An 11,124-nucleotide genomic window follows, 5' to 3' on the forward strand; every position below is an offset into this window, starting at 1 on the left:
ATGGGGAAACTTAAATCAAAGATAACACATAGCAAAAGGATATCTCATGGGAATGGGTAGAAAGAGAACAGTTACAAAAATGAAGCAAAGAAAAGGTCAAGCGAAGAAAAAAGCTAGAATCCTTAAAAGAATCGAAGCTGGTAAAAAGTAGGGCCTATAAAGCCTTACTTTTCTTTTAAAAATTCATAAAGAAACTTTCCATTATATTCTGGATTTTCCCCAGTTTCAAAAATATAAAACTCACTTACTAATATTACTTTGAACATCGCAATCACTCTATAAATTGCAATCTTTGTTTTTCGAAAGAAATCTCTTATTCCTGTTTCCCAGAAATATTCAAAAATCATTGGGAGTCCAAATCCAATAACCATATTGAAAATAAGGTAATAAACTTTTTGAAAGATATTCGCCCTATAGATCCTGCACTTTGGCCCTTTAATTCTCTTTCCCTGGAAAAAGATTTGGATCTCATTTGGATTATCACTCGCAATCTTATTTACTATTCCTTCAACTGAGATCAATTTCTTTGTTCCATACTCCTGCCTCACCATTTTGTAGATATTTTCATTTGGATTTATTATTTCTTTAATAATTTCTGGATAAGCGCCAAGCCTTAAGGGAAAAGGTCTTACTCTCCCATCTTTCCCAATAATAGGAATATCATCAGAAATAAGTTCTACTTCTTTGTAGTTCAAAAGATGTGATAAGAGAGTGCTCTTACCTCCGCCCATATTCATCATAAAAATAGAGTCAACCCTACCTAAACGAAATGCCATTGCATGAACCCTATGCAATCTCTCTAGATCCATTCTCTTTCCAATACGGGAAAGTATAATCAGATACGTAAGTTCATGAAGGAGATTTAAATCTTCTGAATAAATCTCTACTTCTTCCTGTTCGTAATTCATTATTGTAAGCGCTTTGCCACGATAATTATTATAGCGAACACTCCCCTCATCAAATGTCGTAGAATATTTTCTATCAAATACTGGTTTAACATTAGGAATTTTATTAAGAGGAGCTCTCAGATTATGGATATAGATTTTAAGAAATGGATCTTCTTTTTCAAGGTTTACTTTGAAGTGAGAGAAGTCTTTCTCAAGCTTTAACTGAATTTCAGAGCTATCACTTTCAACACAGACGGCTAGCCCATAAAAATTAAATTTATTACGAAATTTAGTTAACATATGTTTATAATAAGACAAAACAATATTTAGCAAAAGTTTATTATGGCATATTCAATTATAATTGTAACTTATGAGAGAACTGAACTACTTCAGAAGTGTATTTCTGAAATTAGAAAGCAATCTCCCCAAACTCCTATTTATGTGGGAATTAATGGAAGCGATAGTAAGTCTACTCAATATTTACAAAGTATTTCTCAGGTCACTTGTAAATCATTTCCAAAGATAACACCCGGGGAAGTAAGAAATGAGCTCATCAAGCTTGTAGAGACACCTTGGATTTGCTTTCTAGATGACGATATTATTCCTTGTGAAAACTACTTCAAAATGGCCGAAGACAATATCACAATGAAGTCTCTCGATATTTTTGGAGGTCCTGATACTTCTTACCCAAATGAAGACAAATTCGAACAGGCCATATCACTCGCACTAACGTCTCCTTTAGCAACGGCCCACTCACGAAAGAGACATACTGTCTCAACAGAGTTTAAATCTTCAGCAACTGAGCAAGACTACATTCTTTGTAATCTTTGGATGAAAACTTCTATCTTTCAAAAAGAGGGCAACTCATTTGATTCGAGATTCTTTCGAAATGAAGAAAATGTTCTACTTAATAAGGTATTAAGAGAGGGAAAGATTGCACATTATTATGGGCAATTCTATGTTCATCATAAGAGAAAGAATAATTTAATTTATATGATTCTTACGGTGATGAAGAGTGCAAACTTTAGAGCAAAGTCATTTCTAATTTTTCCTAAAACATTTCAAATGATTTACCTAGCACCAAGCTTTGCGTTCTTATATTTAATCTATGTATCACTTAGACCTAGCTTAATAAATTTAGTCCCAGTAGCTCTATACCTACTAACTCTGATATTCTTTAGTTTAAAGATATGCTCAAGACATAAGAAGATGAGTCTCCTTCTACATGTCTTGATTATTCAGGGATTGATTAACATAAGTTATGGGATAGGATTTATATCTCCCCCAAGAACTACAAAGTAGTCTTGGCGTCGGCCTTTACTTCTAAAGTAACTTGCTCAATTTTTCCTCTTCTAAGTTTTAGAGGAACCATTTTCTTAAGCCAAACTCCATCATTTAGAACCCATGTTCCAGTAATTCCTGAGAAGTTTTCTTTATTTCGAATAAGCATTTCTAATTCATCTCTCGTTCCTGGAGAATTATCAGAGAGAACACTGCTAATCACTTTGAAAGCATCATAGGCACGCATTTCAATGAGTCTAGGTTTAATTTTATAGCGGTCGATAAAGCTATTAACAAATGTCTTATCTTTAATACTAAAATCATCTCCGACAAAGTAGAGTGATCCTAATTTATAACTCTCTCTACTTAAGGCCTGAGATCTCCAACTAGGCCCTCCGATAATATTTAAATTAAAAGCATCAAAGTAAGTGAATGATGGAATGATCTGTAGTGCTTCATTTGGAAACGCTGGCATAAAGACCCAATCAAAATCAATAATTGGTTTTAGGTTTTGAATTCTTCTCGTTGAATGATTCTTTTCTAAGGAGTGAATGTCTTCCATTATGGCAAGCTCTTCTTCTCTCTCCCTCTTATACTTAAGACCTAAGAGCTTTTGAATTGTTTCTCTATGATCCGTTTTATTCTTGTCGTAAGTTTTTACATCAGTAACTTTAACTTGATGAATTCTCGCTTTCCTCCAAAACTCATCAACATAAGCACGTCCTCTTTCAGAATCTGGATAAATAACAGCGGCCTTCTTTCCAAAGTGAGCAAGCATTTTTTCAGAGAAGAGGTTATCAATCAACGACTCTACAGAACCTGGAATCTCTAGAAGAAGGTGATTCTTTTCTTCTTTTGGAAGATAGATCTGCGAAAGAGAAATAAAGAATACACCATGCTTTCTCGCCTCTAAGTATTCCTTTGTTGCTTCTGAAGAAAATAACCCACCAATTATGACAGAAACATAATTTTTTTCAACCAGCTCTTTAACCCTATAAGCTCCTACAACTCCACTTCCTTCACTATCTTTAACGAAAATTTCAAATGGAGGCTTTCCTTCAAATTTATTATTTAGCTCTCTAATACCATTATCAATTCCAATGAGTGCTCTTTTACCAAACTCAACTTTATCACCACTATTTGGTAAAATGACTCCAATTGAATGAGGATTCATTTTTGTAAAGTTATCTAATCTAAATTGAAAATTTGCGATTAAAAGAGAAACTTCTTGAAAGTTTTTATAGCGATCCTCTACCCATCCAAGTAAATCCTTGGCTTCATCTTTCTTACCTTTGTAGTAGAGCTTTTCTGCTTCCAGATATCCAAGGTATCCCACAACAAGAAAAGGCTCATCTTCAAATTCTTGTAAAATTCTCTTCTTTTGATTTTCTTCTAACTGAAAGAATGATCCCATCAGCTTTTCATACATAACTTCGGACTTTAATCCACTTAACGTATCAATTGGAGAGAGATACCAAATAATAGATCTCATCGCATTAGATGGCTTATCTAACTCATTCGCTAAATTATAATTTAACTTATGATACTTCTTACTTTCTGCAGCTTCTAGGTTTTTAAATTCAGTAATCGAAAGAGTTGAGAAGGCCTTATCAAGATAACCCATTTTATAATATGAACTAGCTAGATTTAGATGAATCTGTGCCGTTAAATTCTTATCTAATCTAGAAGATGAAAGGGCCATTTCAAAGTTATAGATCCCCTGCTCGTAGTTCTTCTCACCGAAGTTAATAACACCAATGAGGTTTCGCCTCAAGGCCTTCTCAGTTGGAAGAAGTGTTTCTGTTTGATAAGCCTGAAGTTTCTTTAGAGCAATTTCAGACTGCCCCTTTTTATAATCCTCTTTTACGGCATTAATAAATGTCATAAATTTCTCTGTATAAAGATCACTTGGATCGCTTCCAGAAAGTAAGGAGATTCCCGAACATGAGCAAAGGGCGAGTAATATTATTGTCGAAATGAATTTTTTCATAGTGAATTCTCTTTTAGTCCGTTAAAAGTAGAAAACAATTGTACGATATGCAAAAAGAAAGGGCTAGGCTGTTTTAAGCGACACATATTGTTAAAACACTAAGTTTAAGTAAAAAATACTCGAATTCTTACTAAGTTATTCTAAGTTGTGTAAGAAAGTCAGATGAAAAAACTTATTTTCCTAATACTACTTTACTCATCTAATAGCTTTTCAACGGTTACTCTCGAAGAATTCAACCTCTTAAAAGTTGCTATTCACAAATCATTTCTTATTTTAAGACCAAGCAGCGATCATAAACTTACTATAAACCTAACAACTAATCTTCCAGATAATTACTGGTGGAACCTAGACGTTGCTCACGCCTCTTATTCAAGATTAGATAATACTCACAATATATTTATCTTTGGTGGATTTGCTCGATTAGAAGAAATGACTCTTGATGGGCTCGCAATTACAGCCTGCCACGAGCTGGGTCATGGAATTGGTGGCCCTCCATATAAGTCTTCAGGTTCTTCAATGGAAGGTCAAGCAGACTACTTTGCAACAAAGATCTGCCTACCTATAGTCTTTAATTATCTTGAAGCTAGCTCGACTTCAACAGAGACTCCATTTAATTTAGAATTTTGTTCTAATAGTGAAGACTTTAGCTTTTGCCTTAGAGCACTTACCGCCCTTGAAAGTGATATTTTCTTTTACAAGACACTAGGTGATGTGGTTCATTTTGAAACACCTGCTACTGAACTAGCTACTCTACTTGATTACTCACCAACATATTATCCTAGCTCTCAATGCCGTCTAGATACTTCTTTAAATGGTATTTTAGGACTGAAGCGTCCTGGCTGCTGGTATCCTGAAATTAATTAAGTTGAAAAAAATAAAGCCTCTAACGAGGCCTTATTATTATTGAAATAAATTTTTTACTTTATCAAAGAATCCATTACTCATTGGATGAGAAGAGTCGCTATCAAAACTTGCTAATTGCTGAAATAATTCTTCCTGCTCTTTAGTTAGCTTTTGTGGTGTTTCAACATGAATATGCATGATCTGATCACCATTTCCATAACCACCAAGGCGTTGAATTCCTTTTCCTTTAAGTCTCATCTTCTTTCCAGATTGAGTTCCTGTTGGAACTTTTACTGAAACTTTTCCATTGAGAGTTGGAACTTCTACCTCGGCCCCAAGTGCTGCCTGAGAAAATGAAACTGGAATCGTGCAATGAACATCAAAGCCATCTCTTTCAAAGAGGTCATGTTCTTTAATGTCAATTACAACATATAAATCACCGGACGGTCCGCCCTTAGATCCAGCATCGCCTTCTCCAGTAAGCTTGAGTCTTTGCCCATGGTCAATTCCACCAGGAACTTTTACCTCAAGTTCAGTCTTCTTTCTTGTTCTTCCATCTCCATGACAAGTTCCGCATGGATCACTAACTGTTTGACCTGCACCAGAACACTTTGGACATGTCTGAGAGACTGTGAAAAAGCCTTGTTGCCTTCTCACTTCACCCATTCCACCGCACATATCGCAGTTAACAGGCTGAGAGCCGTCTTTACCACCGGTTCCATTACAAGTCCCACACTCAGCAAGTCTTGTTAGGCTAATATTTTTCTCGCAACCAAAAGCAGCTTCAGAAAAATCTACTTCTAGAGACATTTGCAGGTCATTTCCTGGTCGAGCGGCAGAACGTCTACGTCCGCCTCTACCTCTTCCTCCTCCTCCTCCGAAAATATCACCAAAGATATCTCCAAGATCTCCGAAGTCACCAAATCCACCTCCACCTCCACCGAAGCCTCCTCCGCCAAAACCACCGCCTTGACCATCAACTCCAGCATGACCAAATTGATCATAACGAGATTTCTTATTATCATCTAAAAGAACTTCTGCGGCTTCTGAAGCCTCTTTGAACTTTGCTTCAGCCTCTGCGTTGTCAGGATTTCGATCAGGGTGATACTTCATCGCTTTTTTTCTGTAGGCTTTTTTGATTTCGTCCTTACTAGCGCCCTTCTCTACCCCAAGAGTTTCGTAATAATCTCTCTTACTCATAATCTTCCTTATATGAGGAAGAGGTGTTGGATGATTTTACTCACCGAACACCTCTGCATCTTTATTAAAATTCTTTATATAGACTTAAACTTCTTTAAAGTCTGCATCAACAACATCATCGTCGTCTTTCTTCGCTTGAGCTCCAGCTTCTGCACCTGGTTGTCCCGCTCCCATATCTGGTCCCGGCTGACCTTCAGCACCTGGCTGCTGATACATTTGCTCTGCAATTTTATGAGAAGCATTCTGAAGTCTTTCTTGCTCAGCCTTTAACTCATCAAGAACTTCTGATTGTAGTTTTCCTTTCGCAGCTTCGATTGCAGCTTCAAGTTCTTTCTTATCACCTTCAGCTATTTTATCTCCACCATCTTTAATCATTTTTTCGCTACTAAGGATTAAAGCGTCTAAACCATTTCTAGTATCTACAATTTCTCTTCTCTTAGCATCTGAATCCTTATTCGCTTCCGCTTCTTTAACCATTCTTTCGATTTCTTCTTCAGAAAGTCCTGAACCGGCAGTGATTTTAACTTCTTGTTTATTACCTGTCGCTTTATCAACTGCAGATACGTTAACAATACCGTTAGCATCAATATCAAAAATAACTTCAACTTGAGGAACACCTCTTGGAGCTGGAGCAATTCCTGAAAGATCAAATCTACCAAGAGTTTTATTATCATTAGCAAACTCTCTTTCACCTTGAAGCACGTGAATAGAAACTGCTGGTTGATTATCTTGAGCTGTTGAGAATACTTGTGATTTCTTCACAGGAATAGTTGTGTTCTTTTCGATAATTTTAGTTGTAACACCACCAAGAGTTTCAATACCAAGAGATAGAGGAGTAACATCTAAAAGAAGAACATCCTTAACATCACCAGCTAGGACACCACCTTGAATAGCTGCACCTGCTGCAACAACTTCATCCGGGTTAACACCTTTTGAAGCATCTTTACCAAAGATTTCTCTAACTCTCTCTTGAACAGCTGGCATTCTAGTAGAACCACCAACAAGAATTACCTCATGGATTTCGTTCTTATCTAGACCAGAGTCTTCAAGACAAGTTAAACATGGTCTTGCAAGGGCTTCTAAATCTTTAGCAATTAGAGATTCAAATTTTGCTCTAGAAAGATTGATGTTTAAATGTTTTGGCCCTGAAGCATCAGCAGTAATAAATGGTAGATTTACATCAGTACTATTTACATTTGAAAGCTCATGCTTTGCTTTCTCAGCAGCTTCTTTAAGTCTTTGAAGTGCCATCTGATCTTTTCTAAGGTCTATTCCTTCTGTCTTATTAAATTCTTCAGCTAGAAAGTTGATGATATCTTCATCAAAGTTCTCTCCACCTAGGAATGTATCACCGTTAGTTGCCTTAACTTCGAAAACACCATCAGTAGTAATTTCAAGGATAGAGATATCAAATGTACCACCACCAAGGTCAAATACAGCGATATTCTTATCTACTTTTGAATCAAGACCGTAAGCAAGTGCCGCAGCCGTTGGCTCGTTGATAATTCTCTTAACTTCAAGACCTGCAATTTTACCTGCGTCTTTTGTTGCTTGTCTTTGAGCATCATTAAAGTAAGCAGGTACTGTAATAACTGCTTCAGAAACTGATTCACCTAGATAGTCTTCTGCTGCTTTCTTAAGTTTTTGAAGAACGATTGCTGAAATTTCTTGTGGAGACATTTCTTTACCGTCAACTTTTACCCAAGCATCACCATTTTTATTTGCAAAAATTTCAAATGGAGCAACGCTAGCAAATTTCTTCGCTTCAGGAGTATCGGCCTTACGACCAATAAGTCTTTTAATTCCATATAAAGTTTTAGTTGGGTTTGTAACCGCTTGTCTCTTTGCAACTTGACCTACAAGAGTGTCACCGTTATTTGCAAAACCAATCACTGAAGGAGTTGTATTATGCCCTTCTGCATTTGCAATAATTTTATACTTTCCGTTTTCAAGAACTGAAACACAAGAGTTTGTAGTTCCTAAATCAATTCCAATAATTTTACCCATGGTAATCTCCTTAATTAAATATATATTAGTTCTTTGTTATTACTACTTTTGCCGCTCTTATAAGACGACCATTTAAAATATAACCTTTTTGAAACTCTGAGATAATTTCATCGTCTTTCTTTCCTTCTGCCGGCTGCTGAGCCATTGCTTCATGAAAATTAGGATCAAAGATTTTCCCAACAGATTCTACTTCTGTTAAACCATTTCCCAATAAGACATCAGAGAATTGTTTCTTAACCATATCTACACCAATGTAAATATTTTTAACTTTCTCATCTTCATCATTAGAAATTGCCATTAATGTTCTATCTAAATTATCTAAAACATCCAAAAGAGAAGATAAGATTTTCTCATTACCGTATTTAAGAAGATTATCAGTTTCTCTAGCTTGTCTTTTTTTAAGATTTTCCATTTCTGCAGCTAAGTAATAAAACTTTGCTTTGAAATCTTCTTGTTCAGCTTGAGCTTTCTCTTCTTCAGTTAACTCTTCCTTCTTATCTTTTGTTTCCAAAGTCTCAACATTATCATTTTCCATTTCTTCCGAAACTGGTGCGCTCTCTTCAACTTTAGTTTCTAAATTCTCTGTATTTTCCGTAGTCATTTTTTCTCTGCTCCTAAAGCGTTTTAATTTCTCCCACATAAGATGGGAGCTGTAGGCCCAGTGTCAATGTTAGAAAAAATAAAAATATTTCTCTTTATAAATACTTAGTGATTACAGAGCCTTATAGTTGGCACATACATTGAATATATAAAGGTAACTAAGAGCTAGATAAACCCTAAGTATCTTAAATTACGAAAACATCATTGTTAGGAACTTGACCAGTGTCGAAAATAAAGACGATTCTTCTATTCATACTTTTCTCCTGTAATACACTTGCTGGTGGAATTGATATATCTAAGGAATATCTTCTTTCTAAAACTCAAATTCAGAGCCAATCCTTCAATAAGGACCTACTTTTAAGTTACTTAAGGTCCCAGACTATTCTCTTGATTCCAGGAGTACTATCAGAATCATTTCGCTCAGACTCCAATCAGAAAATCAAAGTAGATTACTTCTTGGGTGAAATTTTCAATGATCATGAAGACTGGCTAATCGAAGAAGGCCTTAAATATGAAATTCTAGACATTGAATCCGAATCTTCACCTACAGAGAATAAAGATTTTATCATAGAAGTTATAGAAAGCTTACCTAGTAATGTCATCATCTTCACTCACAGCAAAGGCGGATTAGATACTTTTGCAGCACTCTCAAGTAGGCCTGACCTCTTAAAAAAAATAACAGGAGTTATAACCGTTCAAACTCCCTTTAGAGGATCTCCTGTCGCTGATGCTTTCGCAGGCAACTTTGTGACAAAGAAAATAGGGAAATGGTTATTTAACTTTCTTGGAGGTTCAGAAGATGGATTCTTAAGTCTCACGACCAAGAATTCAAAAGAAAGAAATAGCGTATTAAAGAACGATTACCAAAGAATTATAAGAGAAATTCCCGTCATAAACTATGGTTCTTTTAAAGAAGATACTTTTGGATGGGATACTCCTCTTGAACTCTTTAGGGATTATACCCAGATAAAGATAGGAAGAAACGATGGAGTCGTTCCACTTCAAAGTGCACTTCTAGACGATACTTACCAAGTGACAGAGTCGGGTGTTGACCATTTAAATAGTGTTACCAATACCAGTGGTGTGAGAAAAGTTTCAATACTTCCACAACTTAATTACAAAAAGAGTTGGACCTTTGATAGAAAATCTCACTTTCAGGCACTGCTAGAGAGTCTTCGAAAAGTTTCATATTAATCCATATTTAAAGAGATCATTCATTAGTGAATCGAGTAAGAGAAATCCTTTTGAATTTAAACTCACTCTTGTTTCCACTCTCTCCTTTAAGTATCCTAAAGCTTCCCACTCATCTAGTAATTTAACGAGCTTAACAGAATCATTAGTAATCAAGGCGAGATCATAGAGTTGATTTATACGAAGCCCCATATAGACTTCTTCTAGCTTCAGCTCATCAGCACTTAAGACTTCTTCAGAAAATTCTCCTTTAGAAACTTTCCATTTATATCTAATGCCTGATTCCTTTAGAAATCCTGTTGCAGAAGCTCCAAGTGCCGCTACAGACTCGCTTCTCCAATACATTAAGTTATGCTTAGACTCTTTACCACTCTTTGCAAAATTTGAAACCTCGTAGTGGTCAAAGCCGTGAGATTCAAGAAAGTGAGCAACTTCTAAGTATTCTTTTTCAATATATTCTTCATTAGGGAGATCATTCTTATGAATGTATCCGGCCTTTGTTGTTAGAATATAGAGACTAATATGTTCTGGATTAAATTTTAAAATTTCAGAAAGCTCAGCGATGATATCTCTATTATATTTTTCAGAAAATGGAAGTCCCAACATAAAATCAACTGAGAAGTGAAGCTTATTACCTGAAAAGAATTTCAATGTATCAAATACGTCATCAATACTATGAACACGATCGATAATTTTCAAAAAGTTTGCGTTTAAAGATTGAATGCCTAGAGAGTAACGATTTACTCCAGTATTCTGCCAAGCAGAGAGTCCTTCATCAGTCCATGCTCCGGGATTAACTTCTAGAGTAAATTCTGCCCTAGGGCTCAATTTAATATTTCTTTCAAGAAGAAAATTTTTCAAAAATTCAGCGCCTCTCTTATCCCAAAGAGAAGGTGTCCCCCCCCCTAAATAGAGCGTATTTAAAAGATTTATTTCAGAATTATTTTTGGAAAATAATTTCAAAAGCTCCGAATAGCCCTCTAATAAAGATCTTTCAAATACTTCATACTCAACATCTTTGTTTTTTGGGATATTCTTATAGAAATCACAGTAGTTACATAAGTGTCGACAAAAAGGAAAATGAATGTAAAGTGAGTCTACATGGTGAATTTTCAATTTTTTACC

The 11,124-nt window shown here is 35.6% G+C and carries 9 protein-coding genes; 3 read left to right on the top strand and 6 right to left on the bottom strand.

Features of this window, described 5'->3' with window-relative positions; translation table 11 throughout:
* Positions 1-164: 164 nt before the first annotated feature.
* Entirely contained in the window at positions 165-1,187 is a 1,023-nt protein-coding gene (locus tag CES88_RS14230; RefSeq protein WP_290735744.1) for a hypothetical protein, read from the bottom strand.
* A gap of 42 nt (positions 1,188-1,229) precedes the next feature.
* On the opposite strand from CES88_RS14230, the gene CES88_RS14235 reads away from it, so the two are divergent.
* On the top strand, positions 1,230-2,189 hold the full coding sequence (locus CES88_RS14235; RefSeq protein ID WP_290735747.1) for a glycosyltransferase family 2 protein: 960 nt from the start codon (positions 1,230-1,232) through the stop codon (positions 2,187-2,189).
* On the opposite strand, the gene CES88_RS14240 is transcribed toward CES88_RS14235, so the two are convergent.
* Positions 2,179-4,158: an ABC transporter substrate-binding protein gene (locus tag CES88_RS14240; RefSeq protein WP_290735749.1), complete on the bottom strand. Its 1,980-nt coding sequence runs from the start codon at positions 4,156-4,158 to the stop codon at positions 2,179-2,181. The genes CES88_RS14235 and CES88_RS14240 overlap by 11 nt on opposite strands.
* A 162-nt stretch (positions 4,159-4,320) precedes the next feature.
* Between CES88_RS14240 and CES88_RS14245 the strand changes: the two genes are divergently transcribed.
* Positions 4,321-5,022, top strand: coding sequence for a hypothetical protein (locus tag CES88_RS14245; protein ID WP_290735752.1), 702 nt, complete (start codon positions 4,321-4,323; stop codon positions 5,020-5,022).
* Between the two features lie 36 nt (positions 5,023-5,058).
* Here the strand turns inward: CES88_RS14245 and dnaJ are convergent, their stop codons facing one another.
* The 3 genes from dnaJ to CES88_RS14260 form a co-directional block, all read right to left on the bottom strand.
* Positions 5,059-6,201: a molecular chaperone DnaJ gene (dnaJ, locus tag CES88_RS14250; protein WP_290735755.1), complete on the bottom strand. Its 1,143-nt coding sequence runs from the start codon at positions 6,199-6,201 to the stop codon at positions 5,059-5,061.
* 84 nt (positions 6,202-6,285) lie between these two features.
* Positions 6,286-8,208, bottom strand: coding sequence for a molecular chaperone DnaK (dnaK, locus tag CES88_RS14255; protein ID WP_290735758.1), 1,923 nt, complete (start codon positions 8,206-8,208; stop codon positions 6,286-6,288).
* A gap of 25 nt (positions 8,209-8,233) precedes the next feature.
* Positions 8,234-8,809, bottom strand: a complete 576-nt coding sequence (locus CES88_RS14260) for a nucleotide exchange factor GrpE (protein WP_290735761.1) — start codon at positions 8,807-8,809, stop codon at positions 8,234-8,236.
* A 221-nt stretch (positions 8,810-9,030) separates the two neighbouring features.
* Here CES88_RS14260 and CES88_RS14265 point away from each other — a divergent pair, with 221 nt between their 5' ends.
* Positions 9,031-10,002, top strand: a complete 972-nt coding sequence (locus tag CES88_RS14265; RefSeq protein ID WP_290735764.1) for a hypothetical protein — start codon at positions 9,031-9,033, stop codon at positions 10,000-10,002.
* Here CES88_RS14265 and CES88_RS14270 read toward each other — a convergent pair.
* Positions 9,994-11,115, bottom strand: coding sequence for a coproporphyrinogen-III oxidase family protein (locus CES88_RS14270; protein ID WP_290735766.1), 1,122 nt, complete (start codon positions 11,113-11,115; stop codon positions 9,994-9,996). The genes CES88_RS14265 and CES88_RS14270 overlap by 9 nt on opposite strands.
* Between the last annotated feature and the right edge of the window lie 9 nt (positions 11,116-11,124).

The organism is Halobacteriovorax sp. JY17 (assembly GCF_002753895.1).
In the GTDB taxonomy this organism is placed as follows: domain Bacteria; phylum Bdellovibrionota; class Bacteriovoracia; order Bacteriovoracales; family Bacteriovoracaceae; genus Halobacteriovorax.